The sequence below is a fragment of the Mesorhizobium sp. M0768 genome (genome assembly GCF_040320195.1).
GTDB lineage: Bacteria > Pseudomonadota > Alphaproteobacteria > Rhizobiales > Rhizobiaceae > Mesorhizobium.
Genome location: NZ_JAMYPD010000004.1, coordinates 321,212 through 338,048, shown reverse-complemented (window position 1 = coordinate 338,048; position 16,837 = coordinate 321,212). Strand labels below are relative to the sequence as shown.

Genomic DNA, 16,837 nt, shown 5'->3' with positions numbered 1-16,837 from the left:
TTGGGTCGCGGCCAGCTCCGCCTGCAGCAACGGCCGCCAGATTGCTCGACTTTTAGAGATTCGTGGTTAATCAATACGGTTAAACGCCTTTTAACCTTTCCGATTCATTATCCACAACTGAGGTCAATCACATTTCGGGCGCGTTCGCCGTTCGAGGGTTCTCAGGGGTGATAAGCATGTTCAACACAGCTAGAATGGCTCTTCTGGCCGCGCTGTTTGCCGGCGTCGGACCGGCATTCGCCGCCGATTTCGTCGAGCCGCCCGTCGTCGAGGAGGCACCGCCACCGGTTGCCTATGAGCAGCCGGCCGAATTCGGCGGCTGGTATATCCGCGGCGACATCGACTATCACTGGTCGAGGTTTCGTGGTGGCGACTACATCACCTACGGTGTGGCGCCCCAGAATCCCGGCAAGTTCGATACAGGCAAGCTGGATGGCGCCTTCTCGGCCGGCGGCGGTGTTGGTTACCAGATCGACGAGCATTTCCGCACCGATCTCACCCTGGACTGGATGAGCAAGTCCAAATTCCGCGGCTCGACCAACGGCTTCTGCGGCCCACAGCAAACGCCTTGCACGTCCGTCGATACCTCGTCCTATTCGGCGCTGCTGCTCTTGGCCAACGCCTATGTCGATATCGGCACCTGGCATGGGATCACGCCTTACGTCGGCGCCGGCATCGGCGGTGCCTGGGTCAAGTGGGATGAACTGCACAACGTGGACAGCGACGGTTCATTTGATCATGCCGGTGGCAAGGGCTGGCGGTTTGCCTATGCTGCCATGGCGGGCGCATCCTACTGCTTGACTGACCGCGTCAAACTAGATGTCGGCTACCGCTTCAGCCACATCAACGGCGGTAAGATGTTCGACTATGCCTCCCTCCCCAATGTCGGCCCCGGCTATGACAAAGGTATCAACGTTCACGAAGTGCGCGGCGGCCTGCGCTACCAGTTCGGCAGGTCGGACTGTGCGCCGCCGGAGCCTTACGTCCCGGAACCCGAGCCCGTCTACACGAAGTAGTCGCTTCGAAATCGAGGAATTCGTCGACCGCCCGGCTGATGCCGGGCAGTTTCGTTTGGCTGCCTAAAGATGCTGCGTTGCCCTGTAACACCGTCCGGCTCGAGGAGCGAAAACGGATCAAATCAATTGCTAACGCCTTGTTATCCTTAACCCGCACTTAACCACTATGGTTAACAATGCTGTCTGAAACGGCGCGCGCGATCGCGAATGCGCCAAGTTCGGGAGCCGAGGACCATGACATTCAAATCGCCTATAGCACTGGCGCTTGCAGCAGTCGTCCTGGTGCCGCTGACGCCGGCGCTTGGCGCCGATTACGAACCGCCGGTCTATGTCGACCAGGCGCCCGACTATGTACCGGTCGAGGTTGGCTCGGGATGGTATCTGCGCGGCGATGTCTCCTATCTGGTGCAGAAGAGCTTCAAGGATGAGCATTTCGCCTTTACACCCGCGAGCTTCGACGAAAAGGAAGATCCCATCTTCGCCAGCATCGGCTTCGGCTACCATTTCAACGACTATCTGCGCGCCGATCTCAATGTCGGCTATCTTCCCGGCAACAAGATCGACGTCGGCTATAACGACGGAACGACCGTGGCATCGGCGACCCTGAAGAACTATGCCTTCTCAGGCATACTCAACGGCTATGTCGACCTTGGCACCTATGTCGGAATCACACCTTATCTCGGCGCCGGTGTCGGTATCCTGCAGAGCAAGCGTCGCCTGTCGGCGAGCTACTTCACCGACAACGCCGACCCCACCGACGATTTCGTCCGGCATGACAACAAGACCCAGTACTCCTTCGCCTACACGCTGAATGCCGGGCTTGCGTACCAAGTGTCCAAGAACGTCTCGGTCGATCTGGGCTATCAGTATTTTTCCGCGCCAGACGCCGAATATGTGACTGCCGAGAGTCTGACTTCTTTTCCGATCCGCAAAGGGATCAACAATCATCAAGTCAAAGTCGGACTACGCTACGATCTGTGGTAGGCTCGATCGAAGCCGAGGCGTTGACAATGGTGGGTCGCAGGCCCGCTGTTTGCGTTTCGCCCCCGGCAATATCCCGACAGCGACAAAAACTTTCCCCTTGACGCCGAAAGCCTGAACGCATATCGCCATCCGTGGGCCACCCCTCCCCAACGAGGGGCCACTATCTGGAAGGATAGACCACGATGACCACGCATACCAAGCCCGGATTCCGTCCGGCAAATCCCAATTTTTCCTCAGGTCCCTGTGCAAAACGCCCCGGCTGGTCGGTCGAGGCGCTCAAAAATGCCGCGCTCGGGCGCTCGCACCGCGCCAAGATCGGCAAGACCAAGCTCGAACAAGCGATCGAGCTGACCCGGGAAATCCTCCAGGTTCCGGCGGACTACCGCATCGGCATCGTGCCGGCCTCGGATACCGGCGCGGTCGAAATGGCGCTATGGTCGCTGCTCGGCGAACGCGGCGTCGACATGGTCGCCTGGGAGAGCTTCGGCTCCGGCTGGGTCACCGATGTGGTCAAGCAGCTGAGGCTCGCCGATGTTCGCAGGTTAGAGGCGGACTACGGCGCACTGCCGGACCTGACCAAAATCGACTTCGACCGCGACGTGGTCTTCACCTGGAACGGCACGACGTCGGGTGTGCGCGTGCCGAACGGCGATTTCATCCCGGCCACCCGCAAGGGCCTGACCATCTGCGACGCGACTTCGGCGGCCTTTGCGCAACAGCTCGATTTTCAGAAACTCGACGTCGTCACCTTCTCCTGGCAGAAGGTGCTGGGCGGTGAGGGCGCGCACGGCATGCTGATCCTCAGCCCGCGCGCCGTCGAACGCCTGGAAAGCTACAAGCCAGCCTGGCCGTTGCCGAAAATCTTCCGCCTCATCTCGGGCGGCAAGCTGATCGAAGGCATCTTCAAGGGCGAGACTATCAACACGCCGTCGATGCTGTGCGTCGAGGACTATCTCGACGCGCTGCGTTGGGCGAAGTCGATCGGCGGCCTCGACGCGCTGGTCACCAGAGCGGATGCCAATGCCGCCGTTCTCGATCGCTTTGTCCGGAAATCTTCCTGGCTCGGCCATCTTGCCGTAGACCCGGCGACGCGTTCGAACACGTCGGTCTGCCTTTCCTTCACCGATCCGGAGGTCGCTGCACTCGACGCCGACGGACAGGCTGCATTCGCCAAGGCAATTGTCTCGGCGCTCGACAAGGAAGGCGTCGCCTACGACATTGGTGCCTACCGCGATGCACCGCCCGGCCTGCGCATCTGGTGCGGGGCGACAGTCGAGACCTCCGATCTCGAAGCGCTGCTGCCCTGGCTCGACTGGGCCTTTGCCGCGCAAAAGGCGTCGCTCAAAGCGGCGGCCTGACTCCCTCCCCCTCGAGGGGAGGGTGGCCCGAAGGGCCGGGTGGTCGCCTCCACCCGTTCAACGATCCGCCATCCAGAAAGAAAAAGATTTGGCCGCATCCGGCCGCAACGACCCCAGCCCGGCGCTTCGCGCCGACCCTCCCCTCAAGGGGGAGGGACGCCAATCGCAAAGGACCAAGCCAATGCCCCGCGTTCTCGTCTCAGACAAACTTTCCACCACCGCCGTGCAGATCTTCAGGGATCGCGGCATCGAGGTCGACTATTTGCCGGATCTCGGCAAGGACAAGGAAAAACTGCTCGAAGTGATCGGCCAGTATGATGGGCTGGCCATCCGCTCGGCGACAAAGGTCACGGAGAAGCTGATCAATGCCGCGACCAGGCTGAAGGTCGTGGGCCGCGCCGGCATCGGCGTCGACAATGTCGACATACCGGCGGCGAGCCGCAAGGGCATCATCGTGATGAACACGCCCTTCGGCAATTCGATCACCACCGCCGAGCATGCCGTCGCCATGATCTTCGCGCTGGCCCGCCAGATACCGGAGGCCAACGCCTCGACGCATGCCGGCAAATGGGAAAAGAACCGCTTCATGGGTGTCGAGATCACCGGCAAGACGCTGGGCATCATCGGCTGCGGCAATATCGGTTCGATCGTCGCTACGCGCGGCGTCGGCCTGAAGATGCACGTCATCGCCTTCGATCCATTCCTGTCGGACAGCCGCGCCGAGGAGCTCGGCGTCGAAAAGGTCGAGCTCGACGAGCTGTTCGCCCGCGCCGATTTCATCACGCTGCACACGCCGCTTACCGACAAGACGCGCAACATCATCGACGCCGCGGCGATCGCCAAGATGAAGACCGGCGTGCGTATCATCAACTGCGCCCGTGGCGGGCTGATCGTCGAGGCCGACCTGATCGCGGCGCTGAAGAGCGGCAAGGTGGCCGGCGCCGGCATCGACGTGTTCGAGGTCGAACCGGCGGACAACAACGCACTGTTCGGCATGGAGAATGTCGTGGCGACGCCGCATCTCGGCGCGTCGACCACCGAAGCGCAGGAGAATGTCGCCCTGCATGTCGCCGAGCAGATGTCCGACTATTTGATCAAGGGCGCCGTTTCCAACGCCATCAACATGCCGTCGATCACCGCCGAAGAGGCGCCGCGGCTGAAACCTTTCGTCAAGCTTGCCGAAGTGCTCGGCGCCTTTGTCGGACAGGTCACCGAGGATCCGATCAAGGAGGTCGAGATACTGTTCGACGGCTCGACCGCGACGATGAACACGCGCGCGCTGATCAGTGCCACCCTTGCCGGGCTGATCCGGCCGCAGGTCTCCGACGTCAACATGGTGTCGGCGCCGATCATGGTGAAGGAGCGCGGCATCATCGTCGCCGAGGTCAAGCGCGACAAGTCGGGCGTGTTCGACGGCTATATCAAGCTGACGGTCAAGACCGAGCACAGGACGCGCTCGATCGCCGGCACCTGTTTTTCGGACGGCAAGCCGCGCTTCATCCAGATCAAGGGCATCAATCTCGACGCCGAGGTCGGCCAGCACATGCTCTACACGACCAATGCCGACGCGCCCGGCATCATCGGTCTGCTCGGCACGGTGTGCGGCGAGAACGGCGTCAACATCGCCAACTTCCAGCTCGGCCGCAACCGGCCGGGCGGCGATGCCATCGCATTGCTCTATCTCGATGCGCCATTCCCGGAAAACGTGTTGGCGCAGGTACGCTCGCACAAGTCGATCGACTCCGCCAAGCGGCTGCATTTCGATGTTGGGATAGCCTGAAATTCGGTCGCCCCGTGTGCAGCAGCACGCGGGGCGGTGGAACGTCGCGGCAAGCGACTTCATTCAGCAGCGGATGCCGCCATCTTCCGTCCGCTGTATTCCGCGAGGCTGATGCCACCGAGCACCAGCGCGAGAGCCAGCGCCTGATAGAGCTGGAATGTCTCGCCGACAATCAGCACCGATAGCAGCGTACCGAAGATCGGCACCAGATTGATGAACAGGCCGGCGCGGTTGGCGCCGATCAGCTCGTTGCCCCTGATGTAGAAGATTTGCGAGATGACCGAAGCACCGATGGCGGTATAGAACGCGACCGCCCAGCCGCGGGCATCGGGGACGATGACTTTGCCGGCGGCAATCTCCCACAGGAAGAAAGGCAGCGATGTGACGAGTGCGGCAACCGACAGCGCCAGCATCAGGCTCTGCCAGCGGATTATCGGCTTCAGCCGCAACCCCACCGAATAGAAGGAGTAGCAAAGCACGGCGACCAGCATGATCGCGTCGCCAAAGTTGAGATCCAGCTTGAGAAGCTGGCGCAGGTCGCCATGGCTCGCCGTCACCGCGACGCCAATGATGGTCAGCACGACGCCAGCGATCTGCACCCGGTTCACCCGCAGGCGAAACAGCAGGAAATTGGCGATGATGATCACGATCGGTATCGCCGCCTGCTCGATCGAGACGTTGATCGCCGTCGTGTAGTTGAGCGCCGTGTAGAAGATCGTGTTGAAGAAGGCGAAGCCGCAAGCGCCGAGCCCGCCAAGCAGCAACCAATGCCTGCGCACCACCGGCCAGTCTTGGCGTAGCGTTCCCCAGCCGATCGGCAGCAGAATCAGAACCGCCAGCAGCCAACGCAGGAAGACCAGCGTCATCGGCGAGATATGACCGACCGCCAGCTTTCCCGCCACGGAGTTGCCGCCCCACAGCAAGGTGGTGAACAGCAGGAACAGATAGGCGGCTCGATGCATCGTGAACTCCCGGCCAGGCAGAGGGAATTTGACGGTCGGTGTGGGCCTATTGCGACCGCCAGCCCAAGTAAATGATGTCAAAGGCGAAAATTGTTGTGCCTCGGAGCGTTTTGGGCGGCAAAGAGTGGTCGCGCTCGCCGGGTCTTGACGCTATAGAACGACGTGCGTGCAATTGGACGCTACAAAGTACGCGTCGGAAGGCTTTAATCCTCGCGTCGTGCTTTCCGAAAATCGATTCCGATTTTGGGGGCCGATGCGATAGAGGCCTGTCGTTTCGAACTGTTTCAAGCTGCTCGTGCGGCGTCTCAAGGGAAAAGAAATATGGCCAATGTGGTGGTCGTCGGCTCGCAATGGGGCGATGAGGGCAAAGGCAAGATCGTAGACTGGCTGTCGGAGCGCGCCGATGTTGTCGTGCGCTTCCAGGGCGGCCACAATGCCGGCCATACGCTGGTCGTCGACGGCAAGGTCTACAAGCTGTCGCTGCTGCCGTCCGGCGTGGTGCGGCAAGGCAAGCTGTCCATCATCGGCAATGGCGTCGTCTTCGATCCGCACGCTTTCGTCGCGGAGGTTGCGAAATTGAAGGCGCAGGGCGTCGAGGTGACGCCAGACCGCCTGAAAATAGCCGAAAACACCGCGCTTATCCTGTCCTTGCACCGGGAGCTGGACGGATTTCGCGAGGACGCCGCTTCCAATTCCGGAACGAAGATCGGCACGACCCGTCGCGGCATCGGTCCCGCCTATGAAGACAAGGTGGGCCGGCGCGCGGTCAGGGTGATGGATTTGGCGGATTTGGAAACGCTGCCCTTGAAGGTCGACAGGCTGCTGACGCACCACAATGCGCTGCGGCGCGGGCTCGGCCATGCCGAGGTCACGCACGAGGCGATCATGAGCGAGCTGATCTCGGTGGCCGACGAGATCCTGCCCTATATGGACCGCGTCTGGAAAATCCTCGACGACAAGCGCCGCGCCGGCGAGCGCATCCTGTTCGAGGGCGCGCAAGGCACGTTGCTCGACATCGATCACGGCACCTATCCGTTCGTCACCTCGTCCAATACGGTTGCCGGTCAGGCCGCCGCAGGCTCCGGTGTCGGCCCGGGCGCCATCGGCTATGTGCTCGGCATCACCAAGGCCTATACGACGCGCGTCGGCGAAGGCCCGTTTCCAACCGAACAGAAGAACGAGATCGGCGAGTTCCTGGGCACGCGCGGCCATGAATTCGGCGTCGTCACCGGCCGTAAGCGCCGCTGCGGCTGGTTCGATGCCGTGCTGGTCCGCCAGGCCGTCGCCGTCAACGGCATCAAGGGCATTGCGCTGACCAAGCTCGATGTGCTCGATGGGCTGGACGAGATCAAGGTCTGTACCGGCTACCGACTCGACGGCGAGGCGATCGATTACCTGCCGGCCAGCCAGGGTGCGCAGGCCCGCGTCGAACCGGTCTACGAGACGCTGGAGGGGTGGAAAGGCACCACTGCCGGCGCGCGCAGCTGGAACGACCTGCCGGCCCAGGCGGTGAAGTACGTCCGCTACATCGAGGAGCTGATCGGCGCGCCGGTCGCACTCCTTTCCACCAGCCCTGAGCGGGACGACACGATACTTGTGACCGATCCGTTTCAAGACTAGTTTCTCAGCCTTTCCGGGCATTGCGGCTGATTTGCGGGGGCCGGCCCAGAAACAAATGCAGGTCGACTGACGTATGGTAGATTTTGTTCCTATTCTGAAAAAGGCGCTCGATAAACTCGGTGAGCCGTCGGCGGAAGTGCGCGCCAGGGTCTATGACAGGGCCCGTTCGTCAATCGCGAAACAACTCGCAGAGAAGGCCACGATGACGCCTTCCGATGTCGACCGGCAGATGCGTGCACTGGAAGACGCCATCGCCAAAGTCGAGCGGGACTATGCCAAGCCTGCGCCGCCACCCGACCCGCTGGCGGAACTGGAGGACATCTTCTCCTCCATCGACCGCAACAAGAACCAGTCCAGCCATATCCGACAGCCGGCAAAGACGGAGCCGGCATGGCAGCCGGCCAAGACCGAGCCGGCAAAGACGGAGCCAGCAAAGACTGGGCCGGCCTGGCAGCCCACGCCCGCCAAGGCGGCGCCGAACTGGCAAAAGCCGCAGCCCGTCGCTCTTTCTCAGGAGCGCGCTGGTCCGCCGCCGTCCGATATGGAACTTCCGACGGCTGACGGCCAAGACGGCGTTTTTCCGGGCGACGACTTTTCCAACGACGGCGGCCCCGCGGAGGACAGGTTCCAGCGGCTCTATCCTGCGGAGCGCAGGCGCAGCTATGGCGGTGTGATCGCCGCCGCCATTGCTTTGCTCGTCATTGCCGGTGGTGGCTATGGCATCTGGCTGAACAAGGATGCGTTCGGCAGCATGCTCGGCCTCGACTCGACCACAGCCGTCGCCACCGAACCGCTGGTAAAACCAGCCCCGGCCAAGCCGGTGGCCGATGCGGCCGTACCGGCCGCCGCGCCTCCGACGGATTCCGGCGAGGGCGCGAAGTTCACGCAGCGCCTGACGCCCGAGGGCCACGAAGTCGATCCCGGCCCCGCGGCCGGGCAGGCGGGCATCGGCGAAGGCGAATCCGTCGCCGCACTGACCACGCCGCCATCGGCCGCACAAGCGCCGACCACCCCGGCACCGGCCGCGCCGGCTCCGGCCGCACCCGCCGACACGCAAGCCACGGCCAATGCTCCAGCAGTCGATGGGTCCGCTGCACCAACTCCCGCAACGCCGCCCGCCAACGGGGCAGCAGCGCCTGCAGCGGCCGCCCCGCCGCCAGCACCGGCAGCGGCACCAACGGCAGTTCCGCCGCAAGCCACGTTGGCCGTCGGCCAGAAGGCGATCTTCTATGAGGAGCGCACCAGCACCGCTCAAGGCTCGGCCGAGCCCGGCAATATCGTCTGGTCGCTGGTGCAGGAATCGCCCGGCGGCGACCTGCCGCCCGAGCCGGCGATCCGCGCCGAGGCGACCATTCCAGGCAAGGATATCCAGTTGCGCATGACGATCCGTCGCAACACCGACCAGACGCTGCCGGCCAGCCATATTATCGAGATGATCTTCCTGACGCCTGACGGCTTCGAGGGCGGCGGCGTCGACAACATCCTGCGTGTCGCCATGAAGGGCTCCGAGCAGGATGCCGGAAGCCCGCTGATCGGCATCCCGGCCAAGATCGCCGACGGTTTCTTCCTGGTTGCGCTCAACGATACCAAGGCGGATGAAGACGCCAATCTGACCTTGCTCAGAGGTCAGGACTGGATCGACGTGCCGGTCGTCTACAAGACCGGGCGGCGGGCGCTGCTCACCATGGAAAAGGGCATTCCAGGCGAGAAGGTGTTCGACGAGGCGCTAAAGGCCTGGCAGACAAAGACGGCGGGGTGAGGTCGGCTCACCAGCCCAACGCCTCTCTGGCTCAGAAGCCCTGGAACAGCATATCGAGCGCGGCCACGATCTCGTCGTGATGCCTCGTCAGATTCAGTCGGCTCTCGCCCAGTTCCGTCGCCGCAACCGTGGCGATCAAATGGGTGGCCATGACCAATTTCCGACCATTGATCTCGAAAATCGGATGGAGCTTTCGCATTGGTGATGGCGCCATCGCAGCCGGCAGAAGCGGGACGACCACCCGGGTCTTGAAATGGTCTAGCAGATCGGCCTGGACGTCGAGGAGATAGCCGCCTTCGATGCTACCCGCGAAGACGTCGTAGCGCGCCATCAGAATTGCCGATGTTCTGCCAGCGGAATACCGTGTTTTTCGACATATTCGTTCCACGCATCTATCGTCGCGCGGTTCTCAAGCTTCCACAGCCGCGTCTTTTCGGCGGCCACGGCCTCGGCGATGCCGGCTTCAGCGGCGCGCGAGACATTCACATCGAGCCCCTTGGCTTCCTTCATGAGCTTTGAGTCGATCGACAGATTTGCCGGCTGGCGAACCGCATTCACAGCTATCTTGCGCATGATCACCTCCACACTATGCGCATAACATATGCGCATTCCTCTCTAGTCGCAATGACAAGGTGCTTGAACTCGCGAATTACCCCTCCATCTCCTCGCGCAGCATTTCCAGTTCCAGCCATTCCTCCTCGAGCGCTGCCAGTGTGACGCGCTCCTTGTCGAGCGCGGCAATCGTCTTCTGGAACGAGGCCGGGTCGCGCTCGTAATAGGCCGGATCGGCGATGTTGTTCTCCAGCCGCGAGATCGAGGCCGACACCGCCTCGATCTTCTTGGGTAAGGTTTCCAGCGCGAATTTCTGCTTGAACGACAGTTTCTTGGCCGGGCCCTTCGTTGCGGCCGCTTCGTTCCTGCTTGCCGCCGTCGCGTCGCCCGTCTCGGCCTTTGGTCGCGCCTTGCGGTCGTCCAGCCTGGTGCCGCCGCGCTGCGCCAGCATGTCGGAATAGCCGCCGGCATATTCGATCCAGCGGCCGTCACCATCCGGCGCGATGATGCTGGTCACGGTGCGGTCGAGGAAATCGCGATCGTGGCTGACCAGGATCACCGTGCCGGCAAAGCCGGCGACCAATTCCTGCAGCAGCTCCAGCGTCTCCATGTCGAGGTCGTTGGTCGGCTCGTCGAGCACAAGCAGGTTTGCCGGCCGCGCCAAAACGCGGGCGAGGATCAGCCGCGCCCGCTCGCCGCCCGAAAGCTCGCGCACCGGCGTGCGCGCCTGTTCCGGCTTGAACAGGAAGTCTTTCATGTAAGAGACGACGTGGCGCTGCTCGCCATTGATGACGAGGTTCTCGCCGCGCCCGTCGGTGAGATACTGCGCCAATGTCTCCTGCGGGTCGACGGCTTCGCGCTTCTGGTCGAGCGTGGCGATCTCCAGATTTGTGCCGAGCCGCACCGTGCCCGCGTCCGGCTTCAATTCGCCGGTCAGCATCTTCAACAGCGTCGTCTTGCCGGCGCCGTTCGGCCCGACCAGACCGACGCGATCGCCGCGCTGGATTCGGGTCGAGAATCCCTTGACCACGGTCAGATCGCCAAAGGTCTTCTCGATGTTCTTGGCTTCGATCACCAGCTTGCCGGATTCGGCGGCGTCGCTGGCTGTCATCGTCGCCGCACCCTCGGCGCCGCGATGACCACGAAAGCGCTGGCGCATGGTCTGCAACTCACCGAGCCGGCGCATGTTGCGCTTGCGCCGCGCTGTCACGCCATAGCGCAGCCAGTGCTCCTCGCGCACGATCTGGCGACCGAGCTTGTGCTGCTCGCGCTCTTCCTCCTCCAGCACCGTGTCGCGCCATTCCTCGAAATAGCCAAAGCCCTTGTCGAGACGGCGGGTCTGGCCGCGGTCGAGCCAGATTGTGGCGCGTGACACGCGCTCGAGAAAACGGCGGTCATGCGAGATGACGACCAGTGCCGAGGAGGTGCGGGCAAGCTCCTCCTCCAGCCATTCGATGACCGAAAGGTCAAGATGATTGGTCGGCTCATCGAGGAGGAGAATGTCGGGCTCCGGCGCCATGACGCGGGCGAGGGCGGCGCGCCGCGCCTCGCCGCCGGAAAGGTCGTTCGGCCGTTCCTCGCCGGTCAGGCCGAGATGCTCCATCAGATAGGTGGCGCGGTAGGGATCGTCGGCGGGCCCGAGCCCCGCCTCGACATAGGCGCGGACGGTCGCAAAACCGTCCATGTCGGGCATTTGCGGCAAGTAGCGCACGGTTGCCGAGGGCTGGCGGAAGACTTCGCCATCCTGCGGTTCGATCAGCCCGGCGGCGATCTTGAGGAGCGTCGACTTACCAGAGCCGTTGCGGCCGACCAGGGCGATCTTGTCGCCAGCCGAGGCCGTCAGGGCGGCACCGTCGAGCAACGGCGTGCCGCCAAAGGTCAGCTTTATCCCGTCGAGATTGAGAAGTGGCGGCGCCATATCAGCTTTCTGGGCTCAGCTTTCCGGAAGAGGGTAGGGATGCGCGAGCAGCAGCGCGCGGCCGCTGGCCAGCGCGATTTCGAGCCGGCCATTGACCTCGTTGGAAATGGTCAGCGACGAGCCGAACGCAACCTCGACATGGTCGAGCGGCCATTTGGCGCCGGTGACGCTCAGGCCGGCGAGATCGGAGAAGCCGAGCACCGAAAACAGCGTGCCGTCGGCATAGTCGAAGCCAGTCTTTCCCGGCAGCAAGGGAATGCCTTCCTGTGCGCCGCTGGTCAAAAGCACTTCCGTCCCGCCTTCCGCCAGCCGGACGCTCAGCGCCAGATGCAGGAAGATGTGGTCGGTACGTTTGCCGCCGAAGGCGCCTGCGAGCACAAGGCTGGTCGCACCGCGTTCGAGCGCGGCGGCGATAGCGAGTTCACCGTCGGTCTTGTCTTTTTCGGCAGGAAACACCTGCCGTGGCACGGCGGCCAGATCCTCCGGCAACTCGGCAGGCACCGAATCGAAATCGCCGACCCAGAGTTCCGGCCTCAGGCCCAGCATACGGGCATGGCCGATGCCGGCGTCGGCGGCGATGACGCGCGAGCCTTCGACCTGGCGGTCGAGCAGCGGCGTGCGGATGAGATCGCCGCCAAGCAGGATGGTGAATGTGCTCATATCTCGTGGCCCTTACCAGCCCTGCCCCGGAAACGGAAGATGAAACGGCAGACGAAACGGAAGGCTGGGCTTTGGATGTCCGGCAAACTTCCGCTTGCGCAGCACTTCGGCCGGGCCTATGTGTCGCAACGCTCTAACGGGGTGCCGGACGCGATCTTCGCGGACCGGCTGAGAGGCAAGACTGCCAACCCGCTGAACCTGATCCGGTTTGTACCGGCGGAGGGATTAGACGTTTCGGACAGCCCGACGCCTCAATTCCTTTCAACGCGAACGAAGGAGGCGCCGATGCGCAGTTTTTTCCACTCTCTTGTCTCAATTGTCCTGGTTGCGGCATCCGCGCTCGCCCTGCCAGGGCAGGCATCGGCACAGGATAGACTGACGGTCTATACCTATGAAAGCTTCACCGCCGATTGGGGTCCGGGACCGGCAGTGAAGAAGGCCTTCGAGGCCGAATGCAGTTGCGTCGTCGAATTCGTCTCGGTCGCCGACGGCGTGGCGCTGCTCAACCGTGTGAAGCTGGAAGGCGCCGCGACCAAGGCCGATATCGTACTTGGCCTCGATACCAACTTAACCGCCGACGCCAAGGCAACCGGCCTGTTTTCGCCGCACGGCGCCGTCTCGGGCGTCAATGTACCGGGCGGCTGGAGCGACGATATTTTCGTGCCGTTCGACTATGGCTATTTCGCCGTCGTCTACGACACCGAAAAACTGAAGAGCCCGCCGAAGAGCCTCAGGGAATTGGTCGAGGGCGATGCCGGAGAGAAGATCGTCATCCAGGATCCGCGCACCTCGACGCCGGGCCTTGGCCTGCTGCTGTGGGTCAAGTCGGTCTATGGCGACAAGGCGCCGGAAGCCTGGGCCAAACTCAAGGCGAAGGTGCTGACGGTAACGCCGGGCTGGAGCGAGGCCTACGGCCTGTTCACCAAGGGCGAGGCGCCGATGGTGCTGTCCTACACCACCTCGCCGGCCTACCACATGGTCGCCGAAAACACCGAGCGCTACCAGGCGGCGTCCTTCGAGGAGGGCGAATATCTGCAGATCGAGGTTGCGGGGATCACCACCAAGGGCGCGAAGAACCCGCTGGCGGAAAAGTTCATTGCCTTCATGACCGGACCGAAATTCCAGGATGTCATTCCCGAAACCAACTGGATGTTCCCGGCCGGCAAAACCGACAAGCCGCTCAACCCGGCGTTCGACAAGCTGGTCAAGCCGACCAAGACCTTGCTGTTCAGCCCGGAAGACGTCGCGGCCAACCGCAAGGCCTGGGTCGATGAGTGGCTTGCGGCGATGAGCAGGTAGGGCTCAAGCCTCGTCGGATGTTTGCGCCAAGCCACCCCCCTCCGGCCTGCCGGCCATCTCCCCCTCAAGGGCACGGCTATCGCAGATGGAACGCCGAGGCTTTCGCTCTACGACGTACCCCCACCCCTAACCCCTCCCCACAAGGGGGAGGGAGACTTCCGTTGGCACTGACCTCGGCAAATTGTCTGCCTTTCGGCGCCAAAAGGGGAAGTAAGGGCATGCGGCAGCGTTCCCTCCCCCTTGTGGGGAGGGTTAGGGTGGGGGTCCAACTTCGTAAGAATCCAAATGCGATAGCCCTGCCCTCAAGGGGGAGATCGGCAGCTTTGTCGCCTCTCCTCGTCCTGCCACTTGTGAGATTGGCGAAGGCGGCTGAGTGCGCAATCTCCCCCCTTGAGGGGGAGATGGCCGGCAGGCCAGAGAGGGGTGGGCTCGGCCTTTGCCAGGTATTTCCTTCGATCTACGCCTGTCGTAGTGTCGGGTAGCGCGACATGCCTACGCGTCATCCGGCCGATCCCCGCGTCACTGCCGGCATCGTCGCGCTCGCCGCCATCGCGCTGCTGATCGGCGGTGCATTCGCCGGGCTCGTCGTCGAAGCCACACGCGACCTGTCCGGCGCCGCCTCCGCTTTCGATTCCTATCTCTTGCGCGTCGTCCGTTTCACGCTCTGGCAGGCTCTGCTGTCGACCCTGCTCTCCGTTGCACCGGCGCTGTTCGTCGCGCGCGCCCTGTCGCGGCATCCGCGTTTTTTCGGGCGAGGCTTCATCCTCCAGCTTTTCGCCGTGCCACTGGCGCTGCCGGCCATTGTTGCCGCACTCGGTGTCTTGGCGCTCTATGGCCGCGCCGGCTATTTTGCCGGCACGCTGGGCGCGCTAGGCGGCCAGAGCTGGCCCGGCATCTATGGCCTGTCGGGCATACTCGTTGCCCATGTCTTCTTCAACCTGCCGCTGGCGACGCGGCTGTTCCTGGAGGCGTTGCAGACCGTGCCGGCTAACCAATGGCGGCTGGCGAGCCAGCTTGGCATGGGGGCTGCGCCGGCCTTCCGGCTGATCGAATGGCCGCCGTTGCGTGCGGCCCTGCCGGGCGTTGCCGGGCTCGTTTTCATGCTGTGCATCACCTCCTTCACCATCGTGCTTACGCTCGGCGGCGGGCCGCGCGCGACGACGCTGGAGGTTGCCATCTACCAGGCGCTGCGTTTCGACTTCGACCCGGCGCGGGCGGTGACGCTGACCTTGCTGCAGATTGCCCTGACCTTCGTCGTCGTGCTGGCCTTGACGCGGCTTGGCGCCAATATGACCGGCGACGCCAATCTGCCGGTGGCGCCGCGCCGGTATTTTTCAGCCGGTGCGGCCGAGACCGTGCTGAACGCGCTGGCGATCGGGCTCGCACTGCTGTTTGTCGCCGGGCCGATGGCGGCCACGCTGGCAGCCGGGCTTGGCGCCGATCTCGGCCGCCTGGCCGGCGAGAGCGCGGTGCGGCAAGCGACGGCGACCAGTGCCGTGCTCTCCCTCCTGTCGGCGCTGCTCTCTGTGGCGTTGTCGCTGTCGCTGGTGATGGCGCGCCGGGCGCTGGCGCTCACCCGGCGGAGCGGCAGGAGGACGCTGCTCGAACACCTGGCCGACACCGGTGCGGGGTTCGTCCTGGTGGTGCCGCCCATCGTCATCGGTGCCGGCTGGTTCTTGCTCCTGCGCACCGTCGGCGATGTCTTTGCGATCGCCCCTGTCATGGTCGTTGCGGTCAATGCAGTGATGGCGATGCCGTTCGCCATCCGCGCCATCCGCCCTGCCTATGACGCGGCGAGCGAACGCCACGAACGGCTCTGCGCACAGCTTGGCATCTCGGGCTGGAACCGGTTGCGGCTGGTCGACTGGCCGTCGCTGCGGCGGCCGCTCGCCACCGGCTTCGCGTTCGCCATGGCGCTGTCGCTCGGCGATCTCGGCGTCATTGCGCTGTTCGGCAGCGATTCCGTGCAGACCTTGCCCTATCTGCTGCTGGCGCGCATGGGCAGTTACCGCACCGAGGATGCCGCCGGCCTGGCGCTGCTGCTCGGCCTTGTCTGCCTGGCGCTGGTGTTGGCCGCGGACTGGCTGGGAAGGAGGGAGAAATCATGATGCCGATCAGCCCGGAACGGTCCATTTCGGTGGAAAAAGGCGCGGCCGTGCGGCTCGATAATGTCTCGTTCAGCTATGGTGAAACGCCGCTTATATTCGATGTCGATTTCCCGGCGTCGGAAATCACCGCCATCATGGGGCCGAGCGGTTCGGGAAAGTCGACGCTGCTCAATCTGGTGGCCGGCTTCGAGACGCCGCGGTCGGGCCGCGTGCTGATCGGCGGCGCCGACGTCAGCACTGCGCCGCCATCAGCGCGGCCGGTATCGATGGTGTTCCAGGAAAACAACCTGTTTGCCCATCTGTCCCTCGAGCAGAATGTCGGGCTCGGCCGCTCGCCTTCGCTCAGGCTGAGCGAGGCTGACCGCGCCGCAATCACCGCAGCGCTGAAGCGCGTCGGCCTTGCCGGCAAGGAAAGCCGGCTGCCGCGCGAACTCTCCGGCGGCGAGCGGCAGCGCGTCGCGCTCGCCCGGGTCCTGGTGCGCGACCGGCCGGTGCTGTTGCTCGACGAGCCGTTCGCTTCGCTCGGACCGGCACTGCGCGACGACATGCTCGACCTGGTGGCCGACGTCCATTCGGAGCAGCGCATGACGGTCTTATTCGTCACGCACCAGCCGGACGATGCGCGCCGTATCGGCCAAAACATGGTTTTCCTGGATGGTGGCACGGTTGCCGCGACGGGCACCGCGGCCGATTTTTTCGTCGGGGCTGGACCGGAGGCATTCCGACGCTATATCGGCTCGGGTCCGTTTGCGGCTGGATCACGAGATGTTGCCCGGAAGCGGACATAATTTATGGTCAAACCGGCGGAAGGCGAAGCGGCG

14 protein-coding genes and 1 riboswitch are annotated in these 16,837 nt (G+C 63.6%); of the genes, 9 read left to right on the top strand and 5 right to left on the bottom strand.

Features of this window, described 5'->3' with window-relative positions:
- Nucleotides 1-176: 176 nt before the first annotated feature.
- From NKI08_RS08310 to serA, 4 genes are all read left to right on the top strand, one after another.
- A complete protein-coding gene (locus NKI08_RS08310) occupies nucleotides 177-1,016 on the top strand; it encodes an outer membrane protein (protein ID WP_352471192.1) in 840 nt (279 codons plus the stop codon).
- A 234-nt stretch (nucleotides 1,017-1,250) separates the two neighbouring features.
- Nucleotides 1,251-2,000: an outer membrane protein gene (locus tag NKI08_RS08305; protein WP_352768330.1), complete on the top strand. Its 750-nt coding sequence runs from the start codon at nucleotides 1,251-1,253 to the stop codon at nucleotides 1,998-2,000.
- A 182-nt stretch (nucleotides 2,001-2,182) separates the two neighbouring features.
- Nucleotides 2,183-3,358 carry a phosphoserine transaminase gene (locus NKI08_RS08300; protein ID WP_352768327.1) on the top strand — a complete coding sequence of 392 codons (1,176 nt, stop codon included), beginning with the start codon at nucleotides 2,183-2,185 and terminating at the stop codon, nucleotides 3,356-3,358.
- Between the two features lie 181 nt (nucleotides 3,359-3,539).
- Nucleotides 3,540-5,138: a phosphoglycerate dehydrogenase gene (serA, locus tag NKI08_RS08295; RefSeq protein WP_352450817.1), complete on the top strand. Its 1,599-nt coding sequence runs from the start codon at nucleotides 3,540-3,542 to the stop codon at nucleotides 5,136-5,138.
- Nucleotides 5,139-5,197: 59 nt separating this feature from the next.
- Here the strand turns inward: serA and NKI08_RS08290 are convergent, their stop codons facing one another.
- Complete coding sequence (locus tag NKI08_RS08290) at nucleotides 5,198-6,100, bottom strand: DMT family transporter (protein WP_352613407.1); 903 nt, start codon at nucleotides 6,098-6,100, stop codon at nucleotides 5,198-5,200.
- A 321-nt stretch (nucleotides 6,101-6,421) separates the two neighbouring features.
- Here NKI08_RS08290 and NKI08_RS08285 point away from each other — a divergent pair, with 321 nt between their 5' ends.
- The gene (locus tag NKI08_RS08285; RefSeq protein WP_023680654.1) at nucleotides 6,422-7,720 is read left to right on the top strand and encodes an adenylosuccinate synthase; all 1,299 of its coding nucleotides are present in this window, start codon (nucleotides 6,422-6,424) and stop codon (nucleotides 7,718-7,720) included.
- Nucleotides 7,721-7,793: 73 nt separating this feature from the next.
- A complete protein-coding gene (locus tag NKI08_RS08280) occupies nucleotides 7,794-9,479 on the top strand; it encodes a hypothetical protein (protein ID WP_352768323.1) in 1,686 nt (561 codons plus the stop codon).
- 31 nt (nucleotides 9,480-9,510) lie between these two features.
- Here the strand turns inward: NKI08_RS08280 and NKI08_RS08275 are convergent, their stop codons facing one another.
- The 4 genes from NKI08_RS08275 to NKI08_RS08260 all read right to left on the bottom strand — a co-directional run bounded on the left by NKI08_RS08275 (nucleotide 9,511) and on the right by NKI08_RS08260 (nucleotide 12,609).
- Complete coding sequence (locus tag NKI08_RS08275) at nucleotides 9,511-9,810, bottom strand: CcdB family protein (protein WP_352450813.1); 300 nt, start codon at nucleotides 9,808-9,810, stop codon at nucleotides 9,511-9,513.
- Nucleotides 9,810-10,052 (bottom strand): type II toxin-antitoxin system CcdA family antitoxin, encoded by a 243-nt coding sequence (locus NKI08_RS08270; protein ID WP_254816484.1) that lies wholly within the window; start codon nucleotides 10,050-10,052, stop codon nucleotides 9,810-9,812. Before NKI08_RS08270 ends, NKI08_RS08275 begins: the two co-directional genes overlap by 1 nt.
- A gap of 76 nt (nucleotides 10,053-10,128) precedes the next feature.
- On the bottom strand, nucleotides 10,129-11,949 hold the full coding sequence (locus NKI08_RS08265) for an ABC-F family ATP-binding cassette domain-containing protein (RefSeq protein ID WP_352768320.1): 1,821 nt from the start codon (nucleotides 11,947-11,949) through the stop codon (nucleotides 10,129-10,131).
- A 15-nt stretch (nucleotides 11,950-11,964) separates the two neighbouring features.
- Nucleotides 11,965-12,609 carry a thiamine diphosphokinase gene (locus tag NKI08_RS08260; RefSeq protein WP_352489273.1) on the bottom strand — a complete coding sequence of 215 codons (645 nt, stop codon included), beginning with the start codon at nucleotides 12,607-12,609 and terminating at the stop codon, nucleotides 11,965-11,967.
- A 127-nt stretch (nucleotides 12,610-12,736) separates the two neighbouring features.
- Nucleotides 12,737-12,851: riboswitch (TPP riboswitch) on the top strand.
- 43 nt (nucleotides 12,852-12,894) lie between these two features.
- Here NKI08_RS08260 and thiB point away from each other — a divergent pair.
- The 3 genes from thiB (at nucleotide 12,895) to thiQ (ending at nucleotide 16,804) form a co-directional block, all read left to right on the top strand.
- Nucleotides 12,895-13,908 carry a thiamine ABC transporter substrate binding subunit gene (gene thiB, locus NKI08_RS08255; protein ID WP_352768316.1) on the top strand — a complete coding sequence of 338 codons (1,014 nt, stop codon included), beginning with the start codon at nucleotides 12,895-12,897 and terminating at the stop codon, nucleotides 13,906-13,908.
- Nucleotides 13,909-14,396: 488 nt separating this feature from the next.
- Entirely contained in the window at nucleotides 14,397-16,016 is a 1,620-nt protein-coding gene (gene thiP / locus NKI08_RS08250; RefSeq protein WP_352768313.1) for a thiamine/thiamine pyrophosphate ABC transporter permease, read from the top strand.
- Nucleotides 16,013-16,804, top strand: a complete 792-nt coding sequence (gene thiQ / locus NKI08_RS08245) for a thiamine ABC transporter ATP-binding protein (protein ID WP_352768310.1) — start codon at nucleotides 16,013-16,015, stop codon at nucleotides 16,802-16,804. Before thiP ends, thiQ begins: the two co-directional genes overlap by 4 nt.
- Nucleotides 16,805-16,837: the final 33 nt, after the last annotated feature.